Raw genomic sequence first — 24,569 nt, 5'->3', positions numbered from 1 at the left:
CTCGCTCGCATGGATCCTAGTCCTGGCCCAGCCGGGCCGTGACGAAGCGGTCCCGTCTGGTGAGGTCCTGGCGGAGGCGCACGTCACGCCAGCCGTTGTCCTCGGGGAACGTCAGATAGACCGCCCTGCCCTGCTCGTCCGCGTGCTCGACGGCCACCCAGCCGCCCGGCCGCAGCAGGCGGCGGGCCGTACGCTCGACCGCGCGCACCTCGCCGAGCCCGTCGTCACCGGAGCCGTACAGCGCCCTGGAGGGGTCGTAGTCGCGCACCTCGGGGTCGCGCGGGATCGCGCCAGGCGGGATGTAGGGCGGGTTGGAGATGACCAGGTCGACCTTGCCGTTGAGCTCGGGCAGCGCCTCCGCGAGGTCCTCGGGGTGCAGGTGGGTGCGGCCCTGGCCGAGCTCGGAGATGTTGCGCTTGGCCCACGTGTACGCCCCGGGGTCGACCTCCACGGCGTGGACCTCGGCCAAGGCCACCTCCTGGGCGATCGACAGCGCGATCGCGCCGGAGCCGGTGCCGAGATCGACCACGAGCGGGGCGGTCACGTCCATCGCGCGCAGGGTCTCGATGGCCCAGCCCGCCACCACCTCGGTCTCGGGCCGCGGCACGAACACGCCGGGCCCGACCGCCAACTCGAGGTAGCGGAAGTAGGCGTGGCCGGTGATGTGCTGCAGCGGCTCGCGGGCCTCGCGCCTGGCGACGCCCTCCCAGAACAGCGCGTCGAAGTCGGCGTCCTTGACCGTGTGGAGCTCGCTCCTGCGCACGCCGTGGACGAATGCCGCGATCTCCTCAGCGTCGGTGCGCGGTGAGGGAACACCTGCCTCGGCCAGCCGGGCAGTGGCTAGGGCGATCTCGTCCAGCAGAAATGTCATGAGTGTTGTGCGAGCTTCTCCGCCATCTCGGCGTCGATGAGGGCCTGGGTGACGGCGTTGAGCTCGCCGTCGAGAACCTGGTCGAGGTTATACGCCTTGAAGCCGACCCGGTGGTCGGAGATGCGGTTTTCCGGGAAGTTGTAGGTGCGTACGCGCTCGGAGCGGTCGACCGTGCGGACCTGCGACTTGCGCTCGGCCTGCGCGGCGGCCTCGGCCTGCTCCTGCGCGATGGCCAGCAGCCGGGCACGCAGGATGCGCAGGGCCGACTCCTTGTTCTGGAGCTGGCTCTTCTCGTTCTGGCACGAGACGACCACGCCGGTGGGCAGGTGGGTGATGCGGACCGCGGAGTCGGTGGTGTTGACGCTCTGGCCGCCGGGTCCGCTGGAGCGGTAGACGTCGACGCGCAGGTCGTTGGGGTCGATCTGGACGTCGACCTCCTCCGCCTCCGGGTAGACGAGCACGCCCGCGGCGCTGGTGTGGATGCGGCCCTGCGACTCGGTCACGGGCACCCGCTGCACGCGGTGGACGCCGCCTTCGTACTTGAGCCTGGACCACACGCCCTCGTCGCCCTTGGCCCTGATGCCGACCGTGACGTCTTTGTAGCCGCCCAGGTCGGAGGGCTGGCTGTCGATGACCTCGGTCTTCCAGCCGAGGCGCTCGGCGTATCTCAGGTACATCCGCAGCAGGTCGCCCGCGAACAGCGCGGACTCCTCGCCGCCCTCGCCCGCCTTGATCTCCATGATGATGTCCTTGTCATCATTGGGATCGCGCGGGATGAGCAGGTGCCTGAGCTTCTCCTCCAGCTGGGGGATGCGCTCCTCGATCTCGGCGGCCTCGGCCGCGAACGCCTCGTCCTCGCCGGCCAGCTCCTTGGCGGCGCTCAGGTCGTCGCGGGCCGCGTCGAGCTCGCGGTAGGTGCCGATGATGGGCGTGAGCTGGGAGTAGCGCCTGCCCAGCGCACGGGCCTTGCCCTGGTCGGCGTGCACGGCGGGGTCGGCGAGCTGCAGCTCCAGCTCGGAATACTCCTTGAGCAACTCGTCGAGGTTCACCGTGGGTCCTTAGTTTGGGTTTCGGCCATTTCACCAACAACGCCGACCCGGCGCACGGAAGTGCGTCCGAGCCGGCGTCGGTGAAGCTACTTGCCCGTGGCCTTCTTGCCGAAGCGCTTCTCGAAGCGAGCCACCCGGCCGCCGGTGTCGAGGATCTTCTGCTTGCCGGTGTAGAACGGGTGGCAGGCAGAGCACACGTCGGCGTGGATGACGCCGTTCTTGGCGGTGCTGCGGGTGGTGAACGTGTTGCCGCAGGAGCAGGACACCTGCGTCACGTGATATTCAGGGTGGATGTCGCGCTTCATCGCTGTCCTTTCGGGGTGCGGCCGCCGGGTCGCCTCACGCACGGCGTGAACCGGAACCGCTAAATGGTCAGCTACCAGTGTGCCAGATCGTCCAACCATCCCAGGCCATCGCGCATTCCCGTCAGCGGCCCAGGTACGTCAGAACGGCGAGCACGCGGCGATGATCCTCCGGCGCCGGGCCGAGTGCCAGTTTGGCAAAAATGCCGGAAATATGCTTCTCCACGGCGCCTTCTGTGACGACCAGCCTGGTGGCGATGGCGGTGTTGGAGCGCCCCTCGGCCATCAGGGCGAGCACCTCGCGCTCGCGGGGCGAGAGCGAGTCGAGCGGGGCGCCGCGGCGCTGGCGGCTCAGTAACTGCACGACGACCTCGGGGTCGATGACCGTGCCGCCGGCCGCCACCTGGCGCACCGCCTCCAGGAACTCGGTCACGTCGGCCACCCGCTCCTTCAGCAGGTAGCCGACGGCCTTGCCGATGAGGTCGCCCGCGTAGCGCTCCTCGACGTACTGGGAGAGGACGAGGATCGGGAAGTCGGGTATGGCCGCGCGCACCTGCAGCGCCGCCCGCAGGCCCTCGTCGGTGTGGGTCGGCGGCATGCGTACGTCGACGATCGCCAGGTCGGGCTCGTGCTCCAGCACCGCGGACACCAGCGCGGACCCGTCCGAGACGGCCGCGACGGTCTCGATGCCGCCGTCTGCGAGCAGGCGCGCGAGCCCCTCGCGCAGCAGTACGGAGTCCTCGGCGATGACCACGCGCATGGCCACATGACTACCACTCGCAGGGGAGTTCCGCACGCACGAGCGTGGGACCGCCCACGGGGCTGTGCAGGACGAGCACGCCGTCGATGGTGGCCGCCCGGTCGGCCAGCCCGGACAGGCCGCCACCCGGGCAGACGACCGCCCCGCCGATGCCGTTGTCCCACACGTCGACGACCACGCCGCGATGGTCCCTGACCACCGTGACCGACGCCTCGGTGGCGCCGGAGTGCTTGGCCATGTTGGTCAGCGTCTCGGCCACGATGAAGTACGCGATGCTCTCGACCGCGGCGGGTGGCCGCTCGCTCAGCTCGACGGAGACGTCCACGCGGATGGGCGCCCGCGCGGCCAGGCCCGACAGGGCCGCGTCCAGGCCGCGGTCGCTCAGGATGGCCGGATGAATGCCCCTGGCCAGGTTGCGCAGCTCGGCGATGGCCGCCTTCGTGCCGGCGTGGGCCTGGGCGATGAGCATCCTGGCCGCCTCGGGTTCGTTGTCGAACTTCGACTGCGCCCGTCCCAGGTCCACCGCCACCGACAGCAGCCACTGCTGCGCGCCGTCGTGCAGGTCGCGCTCGATCCTGCGCCGCTCTGCCTCTGCCGCGTCGATCCCCCTGGCCCTGCTGGCCCGCAGCCGCTCCTCCTGGCTGCCGCCGAGCAGCACCGTCGCCAGCGTCCCGTGCAGCCAGGCCATCCCCCGCACCAGGTACGCCGCCAGCACGAACAGCAGCGCCCCGAACACCGCGGCCACGAAGGCGCCCGGCCAGCTGTCGATGGTCAGCTCGGTGTGGAGTCCCGTCGCCACCCACAGCGACATCAGGATGGGCTGGATGAGCAGCATGGCCGACACCATCCACAGGGTGACGGACACGGCCGTCTCGACCAGGCCGAGCGGGAGCAGCATCAGCAGGTAGCCCAGGTCCTGCCAGGTGGCCGCGTCCGCCAGCAGCCACCGCAGATGCGCGCCGAGCCCGCGTTCCGGCCTGGGGTGGTACGGGTCGGCGATCTTGACGCCGAACGCCGCGTGCATCAGCCGCCGCTCCAGCATCGCCCCGCCGCGCCACATCAGCACCGTGGCCATCATCAGCGGCACGCCCACCCACACGACCGTCAGCGTGAGCGCGACGGGGATGGTCACGGACAGCACGAAGAACCAGCCGAGCCCGAGTGCCCCGGTGACCCCCAGGTACGGCGCCGCCCGCCACGTCATCGGGTCGACCACGATGCCCAAGGGGCCCCTGGGTCCGAAGGGGACACGGTCCTTCAACGCGACTGATCGCATGTCCCCAGAGTGCACGCGAGAAGGGCCGAGGTGAATCCGGGAGGCTCCGTCGTCGAGGTAGGGCTAACCCCGCCCCGGCACTCCGACGGGCCTCCGCCTCGCCATACGGAAAGGGGCGGCAGGGGAGAAACCCCGGCCGCCCCTTCAGTACCAGGAGCCGCTAGTCGCGGTCGTTGCTCACCGTGGTCTTCTGGACCTGCAGGAGGAACTCCGCGTTGGACTTGGTCTCCTTCATCTTCTCCAGCAGCAGCTCGAGCGCCTGCTGCATGTCCAGAGCGTGCAGCACCCGCCGCAGCTTCCAGACGATCTGGAGCTCGTCCTTGCCCATGAGGATCTCTTCCTTACGCGTGCCGGACGCGTCCACGTCCACCGCGGGGAAGATCCGCTTGTCGGCCAGGGACCGGTTGAGCTTGAGCTCGGCGTTGCCGGTGCCCTTGAACTCCTCGAAGATGACCTCGTCCATCTTGGACCCGGTCTCGACCAGGGCCGTGGCGAGGATCGTCAGCGAGCCGCCGTTCTCGATGTTGCGGGCGGCGCCGAAGAAGCGCTTGGGCGGGTAGAGCGCCGTGGAGTCGACACCACCCGACAGGATGCGCCCGGATGCCGGGGCCGCCAGGTTGTAGGCGCGGCCGAGGCGGGTGATCGAGTCGAGCAGGACGACCACGTCGTGGCCCAGCTCCACCAGGCGCTTGGCCCGCTCGATGGCGAGCTCGGCGACCGTGGTGTGGTCCTCGGCGGGACGGTCGAAGGTCGAGTGGATGACCTCGCCCTTGACCGACCGCTGCATGTCGGTGACTTCTTCCGGCCGCTCGTCCACGAGCACGACCATCAGGTGGCACTCGGGGTTGTTGCGGGTGATCGCGTTGGCGATGGCCTGCAGCACCATCGTCTTACCGGCCTTGGGCGGCGAGACGATGAGGCCGCGCTGGCCCTTGCCGATCGGCGAGACGAGGTCGATGATCCTGGTGGTCAGGATGTTCGGCTCGGTCTCGAGGCGCAGGCGCTCCTGCGGGTAGAGCGGCGTCAGCTTGTTGAAGTCGGGCCGGTTGCGGGCCTGCTCCGGGTCCATGCCGTTGACGGTGTCGAGGCGGACCAGGGCGTTGAACTTCTCGCGCCGCTCGCCGTCGCGGGGCTGCCGGACGGCGCCGGTGATGACGTCGCCCTTGCGCAGGCCGTTGCGGCGGATCTGGGCGAGCGAGACGTAGACGTCGTTGCTGCCCGGCAGGTAGCCGCTGGTCCTGACGAACGCGTAGTTGTCGAGGATGTCGAGGATGCCGGCGATCGGGATGAGCACGTCGTCGTCGCCGATGACGGGCTCGTTGCCCTCGAAGCGGTCACGGCCACGGCCGCGGTTGCGCTCCCTGAAACGGCCCCTGCGGCCGCGCCCGCGCTCGTCGTCGTCGCCGCCGCGCTGCTGGTCGCCTCGGTCGCCTCGGTCGCCTCGGTCGCCCCGCTGGTCACCCCGGTCGCCCCGCTGGTCACCCCGGCCACCGGAGTCAGCGGCGCGCTCACGCTGCTGCTCGGCGCGGCCGCCGTCGCGGCCGCTCTCTGCACGGCCGCCCTCACCGCGGTCGCTGCCCGAGCGGTCGCCACGCTCGCGGCGCTCGCCGCGGCTGCGACGCTCGCGGCGGCTCTCGCCGCGCGTCTCGCTCTGCCCGCTCTCCGCGGCCTGGGACTGCTGCTCCACGACCGGCTCTGCCGGCGCGGCAGCGGCGACCGGCTCGGGGGCCGCGGCCACGGGCTCCGCCGGCTGCGCGGCGGGCTGCGGAGCGGGCTCCTCGGCCGTCTTGGCGCGGGAACGTTCCCTGCGCGTACGGGTGGGGCGCTCGGCGGCAGGCGCCGCGTCCGCCGCGGCAGGAGCCTCGGCCGCCGGGGCGGGGGCCGGTGCGCCTTCGCCGGAACCGCCACCCTGCTTCTCCTGGATGGCCGCGATGAGCTGGCTCTTCCGCATGCGCCCGGTCCCGCTGATGCCCAGCTCAGCTGCCATCTTCTGCAGCTCGGGCAGCACCTTGGCGGACAGCCCGGTGCCGGAGCGACGCGCACGAGTGGTCTTGGCCGGTGCGCGGGTGGGGGTGTCGCCGGACGCCGGCTCTGCGCCTGATGCGTCGGAGAGGAGTTCGGTGGTGTCGCTCAACTAAAAGGTCCTTCCCAGGGGTCGGGCGCCGGTTTCGTTCTGCCGGGCGTCCCGGAGGTGCTTGCGATCCGGCGGGACAGACCGGGTCGGGGTGCACTCTGCGATCTTCGGCAGTCGCTGTGGACGGCCGCCACTCTTGGGGAGGGGCTCGTCCAAGCCGCCACAGGGCCGTGGCGCGTGGCTGACACCCCCCAGATTGCTGTCGCCAACCAGATGTCGATGTGTCTCGAACGCGCAGGTCCCCGTCGTCGCCGCCTCGTTTCGAGCCAACCGGGTGTGGGCCAACCGGAGGCAACGGATTCCGGGGAGACAGCCGCGCTGCCCACGCCTCGCGACGTGAAGCATGATGCAGCGATGTGTGGCTGACAAGCACGCACCCACCAAGGGGGCATCTGGTGCGGCTACCAGCCTAACATCACCAGCGCACACGGCTATTCCCTGAAGGTCTAAAGAGGCATCAGCGTGTCTCGGGGAACTGAACGTTCGCACCAACCGGGTCGACGTCCATTTGCTGGATGTGCCAGTCATTACCCACTTCTGGCGCGATCAAATCCTGCGTATCCGATGTCGAAAACGCAAGAACCGTGGGACCCGCTCCCGAAACGACCGCGGGCACGCCCGCAGCACGGAGACGTTCTACCAGATTCGCGGTGTCCTGCATCGCAGGCGCGCGATAGTGCTGGTGGAGTCGGTCTTCGGTGGCCGCGAGCAAGAACCCTGGCTCCGGCTGGCTGGTCAGCGCCGCGATGAGCAGCGCGGCCCGGCCGGCGTTGAACGATGCGTCCTTGTGGGGCACGTCCTTAGGCAGTAGTCCCCGTGCGGTCTCCGTGGCCAGCCGGGTCGACGGAACGACCACGACCGGGCGGATGCGCCTGTCGGGAACCAGTTTCACCATATGCGGAGTCCCCGCATGGTCGGACCAGGCCACGGTCAGCCCGCCGGCCAGGCAGGGTGCGACGTTGTCCGGATGGCCCTCCATCTCGGTGGCCAGCGCGAAAACCTCGTCGTCCGAAAGTTGTTCGCCCTCAGCCAAAGCGCGGGCGGCCAGGATGCCCGCGCAGATGGCCGCCGAGGAGGATCCCAGCCCGCGCGCGTGCGGGATCCTGTTGTGACAGCGCAGGCGTATCCCGTCGGGCTGGGCGACCCCCATGCGGTCGAACGTCGCCCGCATCGCCCTGATGACCAGGTGCGCGTCCCCGAGTGGGACCTCCCCGGCGCCCTCACCCTCCACGACCACGCGGGTCCCCGGCTCGTCGGTGAGCGTGGCCTCGACGTCGTCGTACAGGCTCAGCGCCAGCCCGAGCGCGTCGAAACCTGGCCCCAGGTTCGCCGAGGTCGCGGGCACGCGAATCTGAACGGTCTTCAATTTTGCCTCCACGTGCTCGCCGTCAGGCGAGGTTGAGCGCCGCCCCCGCGGCGTGGACGTCGATGGGGATGACGACGGGCGCGGGCGCGCCCGAGATCGCCCAGTCGGGGTCCTTGAGCCCGTTGCCCGTGACCGTGCAGACGATGCGCTGCCCCGGGTCGACGAGCCCCTGCGAGTGGGCCTGCAGGAGCCCCGCGACGCTGGCCGCGGAGGCCAGCTCGACGAAGACGCCCTCTTCCTGCGCGAGCAGTTTGTACGCCGCCGCGATCTGCCTGTCGGTCACCGCCTGGATGACGCCGCCCGAATCGTCGCGGGCCGCGGTGGCCAGCGACCAGGAGGCCGGGTTGCCGATGCGGATGGCGGTGGCGATCGTGTGCGGATGGGCGACGGGCGCGCCCTGCACGATGGGCGCCGCGCCGCTGGCCTGGAAGCCGAACATGCGCGGCCGCTTGGTCGACACCCCGTCGGCGGCGTATTCCTGGTAGCCCATCCAGTAGGCCGAGATGTTGCCCGCGTTGCCCACCGGGATGCAGTGGATGTCCGGCGCGTCACCCAGCGTGTCGACGATCTCGAACGCGGCCGTCTTCTGTCCCTGAAGCCGGAACGGGTTGACCGAGTTGACCAGCGCGATCGGGTAGCTGGACGACAGCTTGCGGGTCATCTCCAGGCAGTCGTCGAACGACCCCTCGACCTGCAGCAGCGTGGCCCCGTGGACGAGCGCCTGGGCGAGCTTGCCCATGGCGATCTTCCCCCGCGGCACCAGCACGGCGCAGGTCAGCCCGGCGCGGACGGCGTAGGCCGCGGCCGAGGCCGAGGTGTTGCCCGTGGAGGCGCAGATGACCGCCTTGGCCCCCTCCTCGACCGCCTTGCTGATGGCCATGGTCATGCCGCGGTCCTTGAAGCTGCCCGTCGGGTTGGCGCCCTCGACCTTCAGATAGACGTCGCAACCCGTGAGGGCGGACACGCGGTGCGCGGGCACCAGCGGCGTGCCGCCTTCGAGCAGCGTGATGACGGGCGTCTTCGGGCTGACGGGAAGGCGCTCGCGGTATTCCTCGATGAGGCCACGCCACGACCTGCTCATGATGGCTCCCTACCTGCGGTGTTCGGCACAGAGTGTACGGGGTGCGGCGGACGGGCGCGGAGCCCGCGTCCCCCGGCCGGACACATCCATTGGAGAGGGGCACTATTCAGGAAATTCTCAGCATCTCCCGATAAGGTCTCGGCAGGGGGTCACCACCATGAACGCGCGTCCTGCTTTGAGGCAGAACGACTATTCACCGATCGCGGCGCCGGAGCTCGGCGCCTGGTCGCCCGCCCTTTCCGTGAGCGTGGTGATACCGGCTCACGGCGGGCAGGAGAAACTCGACCTGTCGCTGGCGGCGCTGGCCGCGCAGACGTACCCGGACCATCTCATGGAGGTCCTGGTCGTCGACGACGGCAGCGAGCCGCCCATCCGGCTGCCCGAGATCCGCCCGGTCAACAGCCGCGTCGTGCGGGTGCGCGACGGCTGGGGCATCTCCAACGCCGTCAACACCGGCGCCAAGGCCGCCGACGGCGAGATCATCCAGCGGCTCGACGCCGACATGGTGGCCTGCCGCGAGCACATCGAGGCGCTGGCCCGATGGCACCACGTGACGGACTACCTGGTCACGATCGGGATGAAGAAGTTCGTGGACGCGCCGCCGGTCACGCCGCGCCAGGTCTACCAGGCGGGACACCTGGGAGAGGTGTTCGACCTGGACGGGGCCGTGTCGAGCTCCACCGAGGCGACGATCGCCAAGACGGACGGCCTGCGCAAGAGCCGCAATCCCTATCACGTGTGCACAGGGCCGACCTTCGCCCTTCCCAGGGAGGTCTTCCACGCCGTGGGCGGTCTCGACCCGACCGTGGTGCGCGGGGAGGACACCGAGTTCTCCTACCGGCTGGCCATGCACGGCGTGGTGTTCATCCCGGACATGGAGGCACAGGCCGTACACCTCGGGCTGCCCGCGCAGCACCGCGACAGGGAACGCGCCGTGCGGGCCGTGGAGCCGTACCTGGCGCACCGGATCCCGCTCCGCCGGGACCTGCGCAAGGACCAGGGGCGGCGGTGGCTGGTGCCGTACGTGGAGATCGTGCTCGACGTCACGGACACCTCGGAGTCGGTGGTGCGGCAGGCCGTGGCGGCGGCGCTGGACGGCAAGCTGCAGGACGTGGTGGTGACGCTGGTGGCCCCGTGGTCGCGGCTGAACTCCTCGCGCCGTTCCGTCCTGTCGGACCCGTGCTTCGAGATGCGGCTGATGCGTGACCTGTTCGCGCACGACGAACGCATCCGCCTGATCGACGAGGCCGCCCCGACGCCCGCGCCCACGCCGTTCCGCTACCGCGGACCTGTGGACGTGCCACTGCATCGGGTGACGCTGGAGCGCATGATCGAGTCGGTGCAGAAGGATCTCACGGGGGTGCTGATCGTCGACCTGCCCGACGGGCGCACGGCCCGCCTGGAGCGCACCTCGGCCCTCGGCCGCGCCGCCCTCCTCGCCGACCCCGGAGCCGACCCCGGAGCCGACCCCGGAGCCGACCCCGGAGCCGACATGGACGACGTCATCGCCACCACTCACGGGGTACGCCACGAGGCTCCGGCCCGCTTCTGGCCCGCCCCCAAGCAGCCCGACCCGGTGACCATCCCGGCTCCCGCCGCGACCCCTGCCCCGGCCCCGGAGCCGGTGACGGTCTCTGTGACGCCGACGGAGAAGACGCTGCTGCGCCGCCTGAAGTCCGCCCTCCGCCCCAACTGACGTTTACGGCACAATCGGCTGCCCAGACCCGCACCGCCACGCCGCTCAAAGGCACCTCGCCACACGAGGCGTGCATCCAAAAAGCCCGCCACCACACAAAGTGCGCACCACCACGAGGAGCGCGCCGCCGCACAAGGGCGCGCCACCGGACGCGCGCGCCCCGGCGGGCGGGCGGCGCAACGAAGTCGTCAGTCGCGTGGCCGTTTGCGTAAGGCGCGTTTCATCGTCGTCGACACCACGGCCCGCACGCTCTGCTGGGCGCGGTTGGCGGCGGCCAGCTGGCGGCGCAGCGTGCCGACCTCGCGCCGCAGCTCCACCGCCGACTTGCGCCAGCGCCCCGCCTCCTCCTTCCACTTGGCCACCTGCCCCCGCAGCCGCTCCGCCTCCTTGGCCAGCCGGGCCGCCTCGGCCTGGGCCTCCACCCTGGCCCGGTACGACCCCCGCCGCCCGAGCAGGGGCGCGGCCTCGGTGGTGAACCCGTACGTCTGGCCCTCCACCCAGGAAACACCGGACACCGCGTCCACCACGTCGTCGAGGTCTTCCTCCGGAGCCGCCACGAGGTGGGCCCTGGCGAAGGCGGACGTGCGTTCCAGGCGGGCCGCGACGACGCCCTGGGACGACTCGTGGAGCAGCACGTTCACCAGGCCCAGGCCCTCGTCGCGGGCCAGGTCGAGCAGGCGGGCGAGCGAGTCCTCGCCGGGGATCCAGCCGGTCGGCAGGCGCAGCACGAAGGGCACGGCCGGGTCGACGGACTCCGTGGGGTACAGGCGTACCCGTCCCTCATGCCGGTAGTGGCCGTGGACCAGCACCAGTTCGAGGTCGGGGTCCTTCAGCGGCGCGCGGCGGTCGCGCTCGAGGGAGTTCCACGGGCCGAGGAGGAGCACGGAGATGTCGGGAACGGTGCCGGCGAGCAGCGCGTCCACGGTGTCGCGCACCGCGTCGTAGCCCACCGTGCCGTCCACCACCACGGTGACGTACGGGACCTTCCACTGCCGCCCGGAATGCCCGCGCAGCCAGCGGTAGGACGGGATGCGGTCGGCCACGAACGCGTGGCTCACCCGGTCGATCCGCTGCTTGTCGCGCATCCGCATCGTGGGCCCGAGGTGGTACGCGCGCGCCGCGGGCTCGGGCACGAAGACCGCGCCCGCCTGGCTGAGCCGGTAGCCCAGCTCGGTGTCCTGGCCCAGGATCAGCTCGTCGTCCATCGGGCCCGCCGCCTCGACGAGCCGGGCGTTGACCGAGGTCGCGCCCCCGACGTGCAGGCTGAACGGGCGCTGGGGGTTGTCGGTGAGTCCGTCGGTGCGCTCGACCAGGTCGACGATCCAGGCGTGCGGCTCGGCGGGTTCGAAGTGCTTTTCCAGGTCGTCGGGGAGCTCGGCGGGCAGCTCCGCGTCGGTGAAGCGGATGTAGCCGGTCACGACGAGGTAGGGGGCGGCGTGGTGCCAGCGCATGTGGGCCTCGATCGCGCCCGGGGTGAGCACCACGTCGGAGTCGAGCCAGTGGATCACGTCGCCCGTCGCCTGGGCCAGACCCGCGTTGCGGGCGGCGGCGCGCCCCGGCTCCGCGCAGACGATCAGGCGCGTGTCCTCCGGGCGGACGGCGGGCAGGCGCAGCGGGGGTGTGCTGCCGTTGTCGACGACGATGACCTCGGTCAGCTCCGCCGGGTACGTCTGCCTGGCCAGCCCGGCCAGCACCAAGTCGAGCGCGTCCTGCCGGCCGTGCGCCGGGATGACGACGCTGACTTTGAGCTCCGGGGTGAAGTCACCGGAGATGGGCTCGATGACCCGGTAATCGTTGCCTCGCACTCTTACGGCACTCGTCGTCATGCGGCTTCCATCAGCAGGCTGGGGCGGAAGCCGCGCCACTGGTTGACGGCCACCTTGAGGAAGTGGGCGAGCGGCAGCTGCCAGGTGTGCTCGTCGCTGAGCCCTCTGCGCAGGACGTAGCCCAGCCCGTGAGTACGGTAGACGCGCGCACCGGCCTTTTGCGCCAGTTTCAGGAATTCGAGATCAACGGCCCGCGGTAACCAGGGAAATCCACCAATTTCCCAAAATTTCTCCCGAGATGCCAGGATCGTCCCGCCGGCCACGTGATCGGCCCACACCTCGCTCGGATACGCCGCCCCGCTGGCGAACGTCGTGCGCCGCACCGTGGCCCGTAACGGCTCCAAGTAGAAGAACTCCGCCGTCGTGCCCACCACATCGGCCTCTGAGTACGACAGAGCCATGAACAGATCACCCAGGTGGCGAGGCCCGTACCAGTCGTCGTCATCCCATTTCGCCAGATAGTCGCCGCTCGCGAGCGACGCCAACCGGTTGAGCACCTCGCCGAACGGCACGGACTCCGGCGCCTCGATCCATTTCACGGGCAGCGAACAGGACTCGACCGGCTCGCGTACCTCCTCGAACCCCACCCCATGCAGCCCGAGCAGCACCTCGACCTCGACGTCCCGCTGCGCCTCCATCTGGGCCAGCGCCGCCCCCACCATCCTTGACCGCCTGCTTGACATGATGATGCTGATCTTGGGCTTGGCGACGGGGTGCGCCAGGCGGCGCAGGCGTACGCTGTGCTCCTCCCTGCGCAGGTCGGCCAGCGAACGCGCGCCGCCGTCGGGCGCGTGGCAGAGCCAGTCGCGGTCGGTGAGCACCGCCGCCAGGTCGCCGGGCACCCAGGGCGCCGCCCGCTCGGCGGTCAGCGGGATCCCGGCGGCGGCCAGGCGCAGCAGACCTTCCAGGGGCACTTCGGCGGCGGGCCACTCGATCTCCAGCCCGCGCAGCGGGCGCAGCGCGGGCACGTCGGGCGCCTGACCCTCGACCGCCCAGCCGCCGTCTGCCCAGTGCAGGCGGGCCAGCCCCTTCTCCGGCGTACGCGCGAAGCCACAAGGGGTGATGGACATGGACCTCCTTGAGACTCGGTCGGCGCCTACCTTACGCCGGTTTTACTGACTGGTAGACCCCTCCGCCACATTCGGCAGGCCCTATGCCGTAGGCGAATCGGACATGATTCTCAGTTTTCCTCCAGGAACCTGTGGCACCGTAGGGACGGTTGTTTATTAAGGTGTCAATAATCCCGAGATGTCCCTGACGCCCGGTGATGTCCCGACAAGCGTTGAACTACGAAAGGTATGCGCGGATGCTTTCGCCCCGCCGACTGGCGGCGACCGCCGCAATCCTTGCAGCTCTGGCCGTCGGAGTGCTCGCGCTCCTCGTGCTCGCCGACCTGATCACGCTCGGCGCGGCCGCGACCGCGGTGGCCTTCCTGGTCACGCTGGCGGCCCTCGCGTTCCTCGTGCTCACCGTGCGCCGTGTCGACGGCAAGGCGCACCGGATCGACCTGCGGATCAAGAAGTACGAGGCGGAGCTGGCGCGGACCACCACCGCGCTCAAGAAGATCGAGACCAGGCTGGACCTGCTGGTGCAGGCGGTCGAGGACTCGGCCGCGCGGCGGGCCGACGATCTCGGCGCGATCCTGGCCTCGCTCGGGGAGGACCGGGTGAACGCCATGGCGCGGGCACGAGAGGTGGAGGAGCTGCGCGAGGAAGTCCGCGCGCTGGCCAAGGACTCCGTATGACGCGGGTCAGGCACAACGACTACGGGGTGCTGCGCCCTCCCGCCGTGGGCGCGTGGGAGCCCGCGCTGCGGGTCTCGGTGGTCATCCCGGCCTACAACAGCGCGGAGGCGCTGGAGCGCACGGTTCCGGCGCTCGCGCGGCAGACGTATCCCGCTGAGCTGATGGAAGTGGTGGTCGCGGACGACGGGAGCGAGCCGCCGCTCGACGTGCCGGGCGCCCGGGTCGTACGGGTGTCCGGCGGGTGGGGGCGCGGCGCGGCCAGGCAGGCGGGGCAGCTCGCGGCCACCGGGGACGTGATCCACTGGCTCGACTCCGACATGCTCCTCGCGGACGACCACATCGAGGCGCACATGCGCTGGCACCACCTGATCGACTACGCGGTGGTGATCGGGGACACGCGGTTCGTGGAGAAGGCGGGCGAGGAGGGCGTCCAGTCCGAGTACACGAGGAAGACCCTGGAGTCCTCCAGGCGGCTCAAGGACGCGGGCGCGAGCGCGTACCTGCTGCACACGGGCGCGTCCACGTCCGTGCGGGCCGATCTGCTCCGCGCGGCGGGCGGTGTGGACACCTCCCTGAACATGGCCGAGGACACCGAGCTCGGCTACCGGCTGGCGCAGGCGGGAGCGGTGTTCATCCCCGACGCCGAGGCCAGGGCGTGGCATGTCGGGCCCTCCACCGTGATGTTGCGGGAGAAGGAGGTGCACCGGCACAACTGGTCCTATCTCGGCGACTTCATCCCCGTCCTGCGCTGGCTGCGCAACCATCCCAGGCGTCACTGGCGGGTGCCGTACGTGCAGGTGGTCGTGGCCGCGACCACCTACGAGGAGACGCGGGCCACCGTGGACTCGGCCCTCGCGGGCACGCTCACCGACGCGGCCGTGACGATCGTCGGCCCCTGGGACAAGCTGACCGGCGAACGCCGCTCCAACCTCGACGACCCCTTCCTCGAGCTGCGCCTGCTGGACAACCTCTACGCGCACGAGCCCCGGGTGTCGTTCGCGGAGAGCGTACCCGTCTCCGCCGCGCCCGCCCCCTTCCTGCTCAGCGTGCCCACCGGGTGGGTACTGGGCGCCGACACCCTCGCCAGGCTCGTCCGTCATGCGGACCGCGACCTGCTCGGCCTGGTCAGCGTCGCGCTGTCGGAGGGCGCGTCAGGGGTCGTGGCCGCCCGCCTGGAGCGCACGGCGGCGTTCGGCCGCGCCTCCCTGCTCGACGGCGCGGCCGATGACCTGGTGGACGAGATGTTCGGGTCCGAGTGGGTCAGCGGCGGCGAGTACGGCTTCGCGACGGCGGAGGAGGCCGAGCCGCTGGCCGGAGACCCCGCGAAGTGGCGGGCCCTGGCCGGGGAGCGGCAGAAGGAGGTCAAGAAGCTGCGCGCGGAGGTGGAGCGGCTCGCGGCCGAGGTCGAGCGGCTCTCCGCCGAGCCGCCCGCCGACGACCGGGCGGGCCGTGGCGGGTTGAGCTCGCTGATCAGGCAGCTGCGGAGCGCCGGATGATCCGGGAACTGATGGCGGAGCTACGCGGCGCGCGCGTCTTCTTCGCCGGGATCGACGACGTCGCCCCGATCTACGCCGCGGCCGGCCGCGAACCCGCCGACGGCACGCGGAGGGTCGCGGACCTCGACCGGGACCTGCTGGAGCCGCCCGCCGAACCCGAGCAGGCGGCCGAGGTCCTCGTGCTGGCCAGGACGCCGGCCGACCTGCGCAGGATCGCGACGCTGCACAAGCTGTTGCCCCAGGCCGAGCGGGTGGTGGTGGCCGTGCTGGACACGCCCGCCGCCCATCCCGCGCCGGTGCCCACGCCGACGCCCGCGCACCGGTGGCGGTCTCTGACGGATCTGCGGGTGTACCAGCCCAAAAACCGGGTCTGGGTGGTCGATGCCCGGTTCTCCGCGCCCACGCCCGCGGGCCGTACCGTGGCGGCGACGGCGCGGGCGTTCGCGGGGCACCGCCTCGACGTCATCGCGGCGCCCGCGGCGGCGATCGCGGGCGTCGGGGCCGCGGACTGGCGCCCCGGCGACCCGAACGCGACACCCGCCGAGGTGGGGGGGCCGGTGCCCGAGCGGGTTGGCGCGCCGGGCAGCGACGTGGCGCTCCGCACGCTCGCGCGGACCGGCGGAGCGGCGCGGCAGAACGGCGCGGCGGAGACCGGCGACGTCCAGGCCACGGAGGCGGAGGTCATCGGTTGGGCCGGGGACGAGACGCCCATCGAGCGTCCGACGCTGGGGGCCGTGAGCTGGGAGCGCCTCGGGCGGCCGGGTATGACCGACTCGCCGCTGGCCGACCCCGACGTGCTGGGCGAGCCCTCCATGATCCCGCCCGTGGACGAACGCCTCGTGAACCCCCAGGGCTTCGTCACCACCCCCTCGCGCGGCATGGCGTCGCTGACCGAGCGGGACGGCCGGTGGTCGGTGGTGCTGGACGGGAAGGTCGTGACGTCGTTCGCCGAGTCCGGCGGGGTCACCGACGCGGACGTGGCCAGATTGCGGCAGATCCGCGGCGTCGAGGTGGACTGGCGGCACCCGCACAGCGGTCCGCTGGCCGCCGTGCGGGTGCTGGCCGGGCTGGCCGCCGCCGGGGTGCCGCTGCGCGCGGAGTCGGTGCCGCGATGGGCGGGCGCACTCGGTGACGAAATAATCGGATTGATCGAGCATTGCCCGGATATTTCGGATGATTTGCGGCGCGAGGAGCACAGCATCCGCCTGCGCCGCGCCGCACTCCGTACCCACGGTGTCGCCGCACGATGGGAGCAGCTCGGCGCTCCGGCCCCCGCTCCCCCGCTCACCTCGGTGCTGCTGGCGACCCGCCGCACCGACATGGTGTCGTTCGCGCTCGACCAGGTCGCCCGCCAGCGCGGCGCGCAGCTCGAGGTGATCCTCGCCCTGCACGGCGTCTCCCAGGACCACCCGGACGTGGCCAAGGCGATCGCGGCGTTCGAGGGCCCGCTGACGGTGTTCGAGGCCGACCCCCAGGCCGTGTTCGGCGGGGTGCTGAACGACGCCGCCGCGCGGGCCTCGGGGTCGTTCCTGCTGAAGATGGACGACGACGACTGGTACGGCCCCGACTTCCTGTCCGACCTGCTGCTGGCGCATTCGTACTCGGGCGCCCAGGTGGTCGGCACGGTGCCGGAGTTCGTGTACCTGTCGTCCATCGACGTCACCGTGCACCGCAAGCAGGTCACCGAGCAGATCACCAGCTTCATCGCCGGGGGGACGATCCTGGTGGAGCGCTCGGCGTTCCAGGCGGTGGGCGGGTTCCGGCCGCTGCGGCGCTCGGTGGACACCCAGTTCCAGGAGGCCCTGCAGGCGGCGGGCGGGCAGATCTACCGCACGCACGGGCTCGGCTACATCCTGCGCAGGGGCCCGGCGGCCAACCACACGTGGCGGGAGCCGATCGGGACGTTCCTGCAGCGCAACAGGCAGCAGTGGCGCGGCTTCCGCCCGAACGCCCTCATGGCCATGGACGGGACCCCATGACAGGCATTCCGCGCATCCGGCGCAACGACTTCGGCGTTCTCACCCCGCCCGCCCTGGGCGAATGGGAGCCCACGCTCACGGTCACGGTCGTCATCCCGGCCCACGACCGCCAGGACACGCTGGACCTCGCCCTGGCCGCCCTCGCCGCCCAGAGCTACCCCGAGCGCCTCATCGACGTCATCGTCGTGGACGACGGCAGCGCCACCCCGCTCCACCTCCCCGAGCTCGTCCCGGCGAGGACCAAGCTGATCTCCAGCCCGCCGGGCGGCTGGGGCCGGGCCTGGGCCGTGCAGGCGGGGCTGGACGCCGCGGCCGGCGAGGTCGTGTTCGTCCTGGACGCCGACATGGTCCCGCACAGGCAGCACGTGGAGGCCCAGCTCCGCTGGCACCACCTGGCCCCGTACGTGGTGGCGCTGGGCTGGATCGACTTCACCGCCGCCACCGACCTCCCGACCCAGGAGCAGGTACGCCAGGCGCTGGAGACGGGCACGGAAGGCGAGCTCTTCCCCCTCGCGCCGCACCGCCACGACTGGGCCGAGCGGATCATCCACGACCACGACGGACTGCGCACCGCCCCCAGTTCCCTGGCCACCCGCGTCCACGTGGGCGCCACGGTGTCGTACCCGGCCACGCTGCTGCGCTCGATCGGCGGCATGGACACGTCCCTGGTCCTGGCCGAGGACACGGAGCTGGGCTACCGCCTCACCCAGGCGGGCGCGGTGTTCGTGCCGGACCCGCAGTCCCGTGCGTGGCACATCGGGCTCCCGACGGCGATGCGCGACTTCGCGGCGCTGAAGCGGTACAACGACCCGTACGTCGCCGACCGGGTCCCCTACCGCCGCTACCTCCGCACCGACGCCGGCCGCCAGTGGCTGGTGCCGTACGTGGACGCCACGGTGCAGGCCGGCTCGTACGAGGACGTCCGGGCCACGGTCGACGGCCTCCTGGCGAGCTCGATCCCGGACATCAGGGTCACCGTCCCCGGCCGGTGGGACGCCTTGACCGCCGGCCGCCGCTCCCCGCTCGCCGACCCGTACCTCGACCTCCGCCTCATCCACGCGAACTTCGCCCACGACCCCCGCGTCCACCTGACCGGGCCGCTCGAGGGGACGCCCCCGTTCCGGCTCTCGGTCCCGCCCGGCTGGGTCCCCTCGAAGGACACGGTGGAACGCCTGGTGGCCCACATGGAGGAGCACGACCTGGGCGCCGTCTGCGTGGCCCTGGACGAGAGCGCGGAGGGCGTCACGCTCGCCCGCCTGGACCGTACGGCGGCCCAGTCCCGGGCCGCGCTGGTGGCGGCACCGGACGACGACTGGGACGACCTCATCGACGCCCTCTTCGGCCTGGAGTGGCTGGACGGGGAGAGCTGGGGGTTCAAGCGCCGCCCCGCGGTCTATCCGCCGCGCAAGAAGCCGGTCTCGGAGGTCGCGCGGCTCACGGCCGAGCACGACAAGGAGATCGCCCTCTACCGCAAGCGCGTGGCCGCGCTGCGGGCGGAGATGGCGCAGCTGCGGCGCGAGGCGGGCAAGAACGGCAGGGACGCGGCCCGCTGGCGCGAGAAGGCCGAGGCCTGGCGCAGAGAGGCGGTCCGCCTCGCCCGCGCCCAGAACCGCACGGTGCTCAGGAGAGCCGTCCGCAAGGTCCGCAGCCTGGCCTTCCCGGAAGGCTAGTCGTCGCCCTCGACGCGCATCACGCTGGCCACGGCGCGTACGATGTCCAGCTCCCGCAGCTCCTCCATGGTCGCCGACAGCGCCGCGTCGGTGGCGCGGTGGGTGACGATGACGAGCTGGGCGTCGTCCCCGTGCCCCTCCTGGCGCACGGTCTGGATCGACACGTCGTGCTTGGCGAACAGCTCGGCCACCCGCGCCAGCACGCCCGGCTTGTCGGCCACGTCGAGAGCCACGTGGCAGCGCGTGACCGTGTCGCCCATGGGATGGGCCGTCAGGTCCGCGTAGGTCGACTCCTCAGGCCCGCGCGTGCCCGCCAGGCGGTTTCTGGCGACGGCCACCAGGTCGCCCAGGACGGCCGAGGCGGTGGGCGCGCCGCCCGCCCCCTTGCCGTAGAACATGAGCTGCCCCGCCGACTCCGCCTCCACGAAGACCGCGTTGTACGCCTCCCGCACGCCGGCCAGCGGATGCGTCCGCGGGATCATCGCCGGGTGCACCCGCACCCCGAACGAGCGGCCGTCGTCGGAGCGGGCGCAGATGGCCAGCAGCTTGATGACGTAGCCCATGTCCTTGGCCGAGGCGACGTCGGTGGCGGTGATCTCGGTGATGCCCTCGCGGTGCACCTCGGCGGCCGTGACGCGGCTGTGGAAGGCGAGCCCGGCCAGGATGGCGGCCTTGGCGGCGGCGTCGAAGCCCTCGACGTCGGCCGTCGGGTCCGCCTCCGCATAGCCCAGGGTCTGGGCCTCCTCCAGGGCGTCGGTGAAGGACGCCCCGGTCGTGTCCATCTTGTCGAGGATGTAGTTGGTGGTGCCGTTCACGATGCCGAGCACCCGCTTGACGTGGTCGCCGGCCAGCGACTCGCGCAGGGGGCGCAGCAGCGGGATGGCCCCAGCCACGCTGGCCTCGAAGTAGAGGTCGCCGTTGCCCTTCCTGGCGGCCTCGTGCAGGGTGGCGCCGTCCTCGGCCAGCAGCGCCTTGTTGGCCGTGACCACCGACTTGCCCCTGGACAGGGCCGAGACGATCAGCGTGCGGGCGGGCTCGATGCCGCCGATGACCTCGATGACGATGTCGATGTCGTCGCGGGTGACCAGCGCCTCGGCGTCGGTGGTGAACAGCGCGGGATCCACGTCCACGTCGCGCTTGCGGCCGAGCCGGCGCACCGCGACCCCGGCCAGCTCCAGCGGGGCGCCGATGCGTGCGGCGAGGTCGCCGGCCTGCTCGTGCATGAGCCTGATGACCTGCGTGCCGACGACGCCGCAGCCCAGGAGAGCCACCTTCAGCGGTTTCACAGCTGCCCCCTCAACAGGTCGTCCTCGGTCTCGCCCTGCACGATCACCCGCGACTCGCCGCCGGAGACGGCGACCACGGCGGGCTTGGGCAGGTAGTTGTAGTTGCTGGCCAGCGAGCGGCAGTAGGCCCCCGTCGCGGCCACCGCGATCAGGTCGCCGGGCGCGAGGTCGGAGGGCAGGTGGAAGTCACGCACGATGATGTCGCCGCTCTCGCAGTGCTTGCCGACCAGGCGGCTGAGCATGGGCTCGGCGGTGCTCTCGCGGCTGGCCAGCACGGCGGTGTATTCGGCGCCGTAGAGCGCGGTGCGCACGTTGTCGCTCATGCCGCCGTCGACGCTCACGTAGGTGCGCAGGCCCTCGACGTCCTTGATCGTGCCGACCTCGTAGAGAGTGATGCCCCCGGGGCCGATGACGGTGCGCCCCGGCTCCACGGTCAGCCTGGGCACGGGCAGGCCCGCGTCCTTGCAGACCTTGGTGACGATCTCGCGCAGGCTGTCGGCCAGCTCCTTGATGTCGGGCGCCTCGTCGCCCTCGACGTAGGCGATGCCGTAGCCGCCGCCGAGGTCGAGCTCGGGCAGCACGACGCCGTGCTCCTGCTTGATCTGCACGAGCAGCGCGGTCAGGCGCCTGGCCGCCACCTCGAACCCGGCCGTGTCGACGATCTGGGACCCGATGTGCGAGTGCAGCCCGACCAGCTCGAGCTGCGGGAGGGCGAGGACGCGGCGCACGGCCTCGGCGGCGGCACCGGTGTTGAGCGACAGCCCGAACTTCTGGTCGTCGTGCGCCGTCGCGATGAACTCGTGCGTGTGCGCCTCGACCCCGGTGGTCACCCGGATCATCACCTTGGGCCGCTTGCCCAGCTGCTCGGCGAGGTAGCCGAGCCTGGCGATCTCCTCGTAGGAGTCGGCCACGATGTGCCCGACGCCGGCCTCGAGCGCCCTGGTCAGCTCGGCGGCGGACTTGTTGTTGCCGTGCATCGTGATGCGCTCGGCGGGGAACCCGACGCTGAGCGCGACCGCCAACTCGCCGCTGCTGGCCACGTCGAGCCCCAGGCCCTCGTCGTGGAGCCAGCGCACGATCTCCTTGCACAGGAACGCCTTGCCGGCGTAGTGGACCTCGGAGCCGGCGAAGGCCGTGGCGTAGTCGCGCATGCGCGAGCGCACGTCGGCCTCGTCGAGGACGTAGAGCGGCGTGCCGTGCTCGCGGGCCAGCTCGCGCACGTCCACGCCGCCGACAGTGAGCGCGCCATCGGTCCGGGTCGACGTTCGCGGCCAGATCGCGGGGTTGATCCGGTTGAGGTCGGCGGGCGCCACCGGCGGGCGCTCGTGGGGCAGCATCTCGGCATGCCGGTCCCCGGCGGGATGGACGAATCGGCTCACCCGATCGAGGCTATCGGAACAGCAAGTGAGCCATGACCCACTGCCCACGTATCGAGACGCGATCAAGCTCTACAAGGGATATTTTTACGATTTTTCGCCATTTGGCCGGATATTTTCTACTCACATTCGCTCCGGTCCCGGCAGCACGCCTCGTACGGCCTCCGCCAGGCGCACCCGCGCCGTGTGCACGGGCCCCGGCGCCTCGTCGCCGACCGGCACGGCGGGCGCGCGCTCGTGCGCGTCGTGATAGGCCAGCGCCAGCCGCACGAGGTACGTCTCCCACCCGGGCTCCCTGCTGACCATCCGCCCCGGGATCTCGGCAAGCAGCCGCAGCACCCGCCGATCGACGGGGTCGTCGAGCAGCTCGGGCCGGAACCCGGTCGCCGGCACCCCGAGCTCCCGGGCCCAGCGCCGCACGAAGCAGGCCCGCGCATGCCCGTAGCGCACCACGAACCCAGGGTTGTCCCACGTGCGGGGAAAGTCCGGCCAGGCCGGCTCCGGGATGCCGGCCGGCTCCATGGACTCCAGCAGCGCGCCTGGCACCGTCACGGTGATCCGCAGGAGGCCGTCGCCCCGCACCTCCACGCCGGCCACCCCGGGCACCGCCCGCACCCGGTCGGCGAGCACGTGCGCGGGCAGCCGCCGCCGCAGGGCCGCCGCTGAGACGTACACCGCCTCCCGCTCCCACGAACCCTCGGGCGCGGGCGGCTCCCCCAGCACGCCGGCCAGCTCCCGTGCGCTCACACGACGACTCTAGATGAGCGCGTGTGGCTCGGCGGAGCCGTACTCGACCAGCTGGGCAGCCCCCAGCAGCCAGCGGTCCTCGTCGCGCACCCGCACGTAGCCGAACCGGTCGGCCGAGAACACCTTGATCCCGTCCGTGCGGCACTGCCGCATGAGCACCTCGTCCCACCCGTCGGTGAGGTCGGCGAAGCCCAGCTCGCGCAGCGCGTTCCTGCGGGCCAGGAGGGTCGCGCCGACGATCTCGGGGACGTACGTGTACTCGGCGTCGGGCTGCTTGATCAGCGTGGCCTGAGGCTTGCGCAGGTGGGCGTAGAAGGCGGCCTTGCCCACGATGTCGGCGGTGCTGAAGAGGAAGGCCCGCCGCAGGTCCGACAGGTAGTGCGCGCCGTACACGTCGCGCGGGTCCATGACCGCCACCAGGTCGGCCTCGCACAGGTCGATGCCGGCGCCGAGCATCGCGCCCACGGTCATCTCCGGCTGCGTGCGGCGATGGACGATCTCCACGTCCGGCAGCACGTCGCGGGCCCGCTGCTCCGACTCCGGCGGCCCGATGACGATGAGCTGGTCGACCCCCGACTGCTTGGCGACCTGCGCCAGCGCGTGCTCCATCAGGTACGGGTCCGCGATCGGCAGCAGGACCGAGGTGTTGAGGGTGGCGCGGGCACTGGGCAGGCCGATCGCGTCGAGCAGTTCGTCGATGCGCTCGGTCATCGTGCCCATCTGGTACGCCCGCCGCAGCGCCACGTGCGCCCGCCGGGTGTCGGGCTCGGGACCGATGGGCGTGCCGCAGGCGGCGAGCTCGGCCAGCCGCCACTGGGGCGTCCCCGGCGGGCACTCCACGCCGGCCGGCCACCGGTAGGAGGTCAGCACGTCGGGGTACGTCAGGTGCTCGGACAGGAGCTGGTCGAGCGTGAGCACCCGGTCGATGCGCCCGCCGGACAGCGGCAGCGGGTTGTGCACCCTGGGCTGCACCCCGAACTGCAGCCGCGGCCAGGCCACCGTGAGATCGGTCGTGAACCGGTGCTCGAACAGCTCGGCCGCCGCGGCGTACGCGGCCACGTCACCCTGCGTGTGCCAGAAGACGGTGCGGATGCCGCGCTCGGCGCACCAGGCGAGCAGCGCCTTGAGCCCCTCGCCCGGCTCGCCGGTGATCTCCTCGGCCCACGGCCCCTGCGTGACGGACTCGACCACCAGCAGGTGGGGCACCTCCAGCGGGAGCACCCTGGCGAAGTCACGGGGCGTGAAGCCGGTCGTCTGCCGCCACTCGTAGCGCAGCAGCGCCTCAACGTGCGGGTCGGCGATCACCCCGGCCGTCAGGTGCGGCCGGGTGTTGGGCCCTGTCGGCACCCGGAAGGGCTTGAGCCTGAACGAGGCGCCCCCGAGCGTCCTGGTCGTGCTGGTGGCCTGGAACGCGGCCCCTGGGCGCTCATCCTTGGGCTTGACGGCCGCGGGTGGCTTGCGCTTGGGCGCGGTGGGCCGCTTGACGGGCTTGGCGGCGCCCCTGAGGCCCTTGGCCAGCCGCACCGGGTTGCTCTTGCCGCTCTTGAGAGCGTCACCGAGGCGGTTCCAGCGGGCGACCTTGATCGAGGACAGCTTCCAGTTGGCGACCTCGGCCTGGAAGCGCTGCTCGGCCAGGTCCTTGCGCAGCTTCTCCGCAGCGGCCTCCTCGACCGCGAGCCGCTCCTCGGCCTCGCTCAGCCGCTCGGCCAGCGCCTTGGCCTCCTCGACGCTCTGCTCGGCGGCGGCCAGCTTGGCCTGGGCGGCGTCCAGCAGCCTGGCCAGCTCTGCCGCGCGCTCGGCCTGCGCGACGGCATCCCGCAGGGCTTTACGCGTGCTCTCTAGCTCCGTAGACAAATGGGCCTCCGCTCCCTCAGCCCGGCAAAGGATACTCTTTTGCCGCAAGCGTCTCG

Annotated in this window: 19 protein-coding genes; 5 read left to right on the top strand and 14 right to left on the bottom strand. The window is 71.5% G+C overall.

All coding sequences use genetic code 11. The annotated features are described in order from the left end of the window. Positions 1–16: 16 nt before the first annotated feature. From prmC to thrC, 8 genes are all read right to left on the bottom strand, one after another. Complete coding sequence (prmC, locus tag ACIBVN_RS38020; protein WP_349450512.1) at positions 17–871, bottom strand: peptide chain release factor N(5)-glutamine methyltransferase; 855 nt, start codon at positions 869–871, stop codon at positions 17–19. Further along, complete coding sequence (prfA, locus tag ACIBVN_RS38015) at positions 868–1,920, bottom strand: peptide chain release factor 1 (protein WP_397144969.1); 1,053 nt, start codon at positions 1,918–1,920, stop codon at positions 868–870. Before prfA ends, prmC begins: the two co-directional genes overlap by 4 nt. Before the next feature lie 86 nt (positions 1,921–2,006). Continuing rightward, entirely contained in the window at positions 2,007–2,225 is a 219-nt protein-coding gene (gene rpmE, locus ACIBVN_RS38010; protein ID WP_225272110.1) for a 50S ribosomal protein L31, read from the bottom strand. Between the two features lie 121 nt (positions 2,226–2,346). After that, the gene (locus ACIBVN_RS38005; protein WP_397144967.1) at positions 2,347–2,982 is read right to left on the bottom strand and encodes a response regulator; all 636 of its coding nucleotides are present in this window, start codon (positions 2,980–2,982) and stop codon (positions 2,347–2,349) included. Between the two features lie 10 nt (positions 2,983–2,992). Next, entirely contained in the window at positions 2,993–4,258 is a 1,266-nt protein-coding gene (locus ACIBVN_RS38000) for a sensor histidine kinase (protein ID WP_397144965.1), read from the bottom strand. A gap of 160 nt (positions 4,259–4,418) precedes the next feature. After that, positions 4,419–6,392: a transcription termination factor Rho gene (rho, locus tag ACIBVN_RS37995; protein ID WP_397144963.1), complete on the bottom strand. Its 1,974-nt coding sequence runs from the start codon at positions 6,390–6,392 to the stop codon at positions 4,419–4,421. A 457-nt stretch (positions 6,393–6,849) separates the two neighbouring features. After that, the gene (gene thrB / locus ACIBVN_RS37990; protein WP_397144961.1) at positions 6,850–7,758 is read right to left on the bottom strand and encodes a homoserine kinase; all 909 of its coding nucleotides are present in this window, start codon (positions 7,756–7,758) and stop codon (positions 6,850–6,852) included. A 22-nt stretch (positions 7,759–7,780) separates the two neighbouring features. Beyond that, the gene (gene thrC, locus ACIBVN_RS37985) at positions 7,781–8,839 is read right to left on the bottom strand and encodes a threonine synthase (RefSeq protein WP_397144959.1); all 1,059 of its coding nucleotides are present in this window, start codon (positions 8,837–8,839) and stop codon (positions 7,781–7,783) included. A 157-nt stretch (positions 8,840–8,996) separates the two neighbouring features. On the opposite strand from thrC, the gene ACIBVN_RS37980 reads away from it, so the two are divergent. After that, a complete protein-coding gene (locus tag ACIBVN_RS37980) occupies positions 8,997–10,535 on the top strand; it encodes a glycosyltransferase (protein WP_397144957.1) in 1,539 nt (512 codons plus the stop codon). A gap of 188 nt (positions 10,536–10,723) precedes the next feature. Here ACIBVN_RS37980 and ACIBVN_RS37975 read toward each other — a convergent pair whose 3' ends face one another. Together ACIBVN_RS37975 and ACIBVN_RS37970 are read right to left on the bottom strand one after the other, a co-directional pair. Further along, the gene (locus ACIBVN_RS37975) at positions 10,724–12,361 is read right to left on the bottom strand and encodes a glycosyltransferase family 2 protein (protein ID WP_397144955.1); all 1,638 of its coding nucleotides are present in this window, start codon (positions 12,359–12,361) and stop codon (positions 10,724–10,726) included. Beyond that, positions 12,358–13,431, bottom strand: coding sequence for a glycosyltransferase family 2 protein (locus ACIBVN_RS37970; RefSeq protein WP_397144953.1), 1,074 nt, complete (start codon positions 13,429–13,431; stop codon positions 12,358–12,360). The genes ACIBVN_RS37975 and ACIBVN_RS37970 overlap by 4 nt, the downstream gene beginning before the upstream one ends. A gap of 236 nt (positions 13,432–13,667) precedes the next feature. On the opposite strand from ACIBVN_RS37970, the gene ACIBVN_RS37965 reads away from it, so the two are divergent. The 4 genes from ACIBVN_RS37965 to ACIBVN_RS37950 are packed head-to-tail and all read left to right on the top strand — an operon-like array spanning position 13,668 to position 19,250. Continuing rightward, positions 13,668–14,105 (top strand): hypothetical protein, encoded by a 438-nt coding sequence (locus ACIBVN_RS37965; protein ID WP_349450521.1) that lies wholly within the window; start codon positions 13,668–13,670, stop codon positions 14,103–14,105. Beyond that, positions 14,102–15,601, top strand: coding sequence for a glycosyltransferase (locus ACIBVN_RS37960; RefSeq protein WP_397144951.1), 1,500 nt, complete (start codon positions 14,102–14,104; stop codon positions 15,599–15,601). The genes ACIBVN_RS37965 and ACIBVN_RS37960 overlap by 4 nt, the downstream gene beginning before the upstream one ends. Continuing rightward, the gene (locus ACIBVN_RS37955) at positions 15,598–17,580 is read left to right on the top strand and encodes a glycosyltransferase (RefSeq protein ID WP_397144949.1); all 1,983 of its coding nucleotides are present in this window, start codon (positions 15,598–15,600) and stop codon (positions 17,578–17,580) included. Before ACIBVN_RS37960 ends, ACIBVN_RS37955 begins: the two co-directional genes overlap by 4 nt. Then, positions 17,577–19,250, top strand: a complete 1,674-nt coding sequence (locus tag ACIBVN_RS37950) for a glycosyltransferase (RefSeq protein WP_397144947.1) — start codon at positions 17,577–17,579, stop codon at positions 19,248–19,250. Before ACIBVN_RS37955 ends, ACIBVN_RS37950 begins: the two co-directional genes overlap by 4 nt. On the opposite strand, the gene ACIBVN_RS37945 is transcribed toward ACIBVN_RS37950, so the two are convergent. The 4 genes from ACIBVN_RS37945 to ACIBVN_RS37930 form a co-directional block, all read right to left on the bottom strand. Further along, entirely contained in the window at positions 19,247–20,536 is a 1,290-nt protein-coding gene (locus tag ACIBVN_RS37945) for a homoserine dehydrogenase (RefSeq protein ID WP_397144945.1), read from the bottom strand. The genes ACIBVN_RS37950 and ACIBVN_RS37945 overlap by 4 nt on opposite strands. Continuing rightward, the gene (gene lysA / locus ACIBVN_RS37940) at positions 20,533–21,915 is read right to left on the bottom strand and encodes a diaminopimelate decarboxylase (protein WP_397144943.1); all 1,383 of its coding nucleotides are present in this window, start codon (positions 21,913–21,915) and stop codon (positions 20,533–20,535) included. Before lysA ends, ACIBVN_RS37945 begins: the two co-directional genes overlap by 4 nt. A 120-nt stretch (positions 21,916–22,035) precedes the next feature. Continuing rightward, positions 22,036–22,659 carry an anticodon-binding protein gene (locus tag ACIBVN_RS37935; RefSeq protein WP_397144941.1) on the bottom strand — a complete coding sequence of 208 codons (624 nt, stop codon included), beginning with the start codon at positions 22,657–22,659 and terminating at the stop codon, positions 22,036–22,038. Between the two features lie 9 nt (positions 22,660–22,668). Then, positions 22,669–24,513: a hypothetical protein gene (locus ACIBVN_RS37930; RefSeq protein ID WP_397144939.1), complete on the bottom strand. Its 1,845-nt coding sequence runs from the start codon at positions 24,511–24,513 to the stop codon at positions 22,669–22,671. Between the last annotated feature and the right edge of the window lie 56 nt (positions 24,514–24,569).

This window comes from Nonomuraea sp. NPDC049400 (assembly GCF_044466425.1).
GTDB lineage: Bacteria > Actinomycetota > Actinomycetes > Streptosporangiales > Streptosporangiaceae > Nonomuraea.
Note: the sequence above shows the minus strand (reverse complement) of the source record. Positions and strands in the feature narration are given on the sequence as shown.

Bases quoted from the DNA above. Each gene is read 5' to 3' on its own strand.
- ACIBVN_RS37970 (WP_397144953.1), bottom strand. From the start codon at position 13,431: ATGTCCATCACCCCTTGTGGCTTCGCGCGTACGCCGGAGAAGGGGCTG.
- prmC (WP_349450512.1), bottom strand. From the start codon at position 871: ATGACATTTCTGCTGGACGAGATCGCCCTAGCCACTGCCCGGCTGGCC.
- ACIBVN_RS37950 (WP_397144947.1), top strand. From the start codon at position 17,577: ATGACAGGCATTCCGCGCATCCGGCGCAACGACTTCGGCGTTCTCACC.
- ACIBVN_RS37965 (WP_349450521.1), top strand. From the start codon at position 13,668: ATGCTTTCGCCCCGCCGACTGGCGGCGACCGCCGCAATCCTTGCAGCT.
- ACIBVN_RS37960 (WP_397144951.1), top strand. From the start codon at position 14,102: ATGACGCGGGTCAGGCACAACGACTACGGGGTGCTGCGCCCTCCCGCC.
- ACIBVN_RS38005 (WP_397144967.1), bottom strand. From the start codon at position 2,982: ATGCGCGTGGTCATCGCCGAGGACTCCGTACTGCTGCGCGAGGGGCTC.
- ACIBVN_RS37975 (WP_397144955.1), bottom strand. From the start codon at position 12,361: ATGACGACGAGTGCCGTAAGAGTGCGAGGCAACGATTACCGGGTCATC.
- ACIBVN_RS37980 (WP_397144957.1), top strand. From the start codon at position 8,997: ATGAACGCGCGTCCTGCTTTGAGGCAGAACGACTATTCACCGATCGCG.
- ACIBVN_RS38000 (WP_397144965.1), bottom strand. From the start codon at position 4,258: ATGCGATCAGTCGCGTTGAAGGACCGTGTCCCCTTCGGACCCAGGGGC.
- rpmE (WP_225272110.1), bottom strand. From the start codon at position 2,225: ATGAAGCGCGACATCCACCCTGAATATCACGTGACGCAGGTGTCCTGC.
- thrC (WP_397144959.1), bottom strand. From the start codon at position 8,839: ATGAGCAGGTCGTGGCGTGGCCTCATCGAGGAATACCGCGAGCGCCTT.
- ACIBVN_RS37955 (WP_397144949.1), top strand. From the start codon at position 15,598: ATGATCCGGGAACTGATGGCGGAGCTACGCGGCGCGCGCGTCTTCTTC.